The organism is Stenotrophomonas sp. RG-453, from assembly GCF_033843685.1.
GTDB classification, from domain to species: domain Bacteria; phylum Pseudomonadota; class Gammaproteobacteria; order Xanthomonadales; family Xanthomonadaceae; genus Stenotrophomonas; species Stenotrophomonas bentonitica_A.
This window is the reverse complement of the sequence record NZ_JAMYED010000029.1, coordinates 1-451: the sequence shown is the minus strand read 5'-3', so window position 1 is coordinate 451 and position 451 is coordinate 1. Positions and strand designations below refer to the sequence as shown.

Sequence of the window (451 nt, the reverse complement as noted above, 5' to 3'; positions counted from 1 at the left end):
CCACTAGAGTTGGGAGTGGCTACTAAGCAGGGGAGCAACGATAGAGAGAAAAGCACTCAAGGCACAGGCGCGGAAGACTCTAAAGCGAAGTTATTGGCTGATTGTTATCGCGTGTCTGTTCGCGGCGTTTCTGGGTGCGGAATACGGCTCCTCGCTGATTGCCATCCACACCAATTCCGGCACGGCTCAGACTTCCGTACAAACCGATGCACAGACCACCGCCGAGGCCCCTGGCGAGGGCTACTATGCATCCGGCCCGCTGGACATTCTGATGGAGATAGCGTCGGGGCAGGGAAGCGACGCACGCGACCAAGTCAACAGCAACGAGAAAGCCATCGCCGCGCTCGGCCGCTCCCGCGGCGTACTTTCCGCGGCACTCAACTCATTTTCCTCCGGATCGTTCATCCTGTCCGTGGCGGATGCGGCCACGTCCGCCATTCATGCGCAGAAC

The 451-nt window shown here is 59.6% G+C and carries 1 protein-coding gene; it reads left to right on the top strand.

Annotated features, from left to right (window positions below):
* Positions 1-271: 271 nt before the first annotated feature.
* Positions 272-451, top strand: a 180-nt coding sequence (locus NJD74_RS19615; protein ID WP_319624828.1) for a hypothetical protein, incomplete at its 3' end; no start/stop codon positions are given.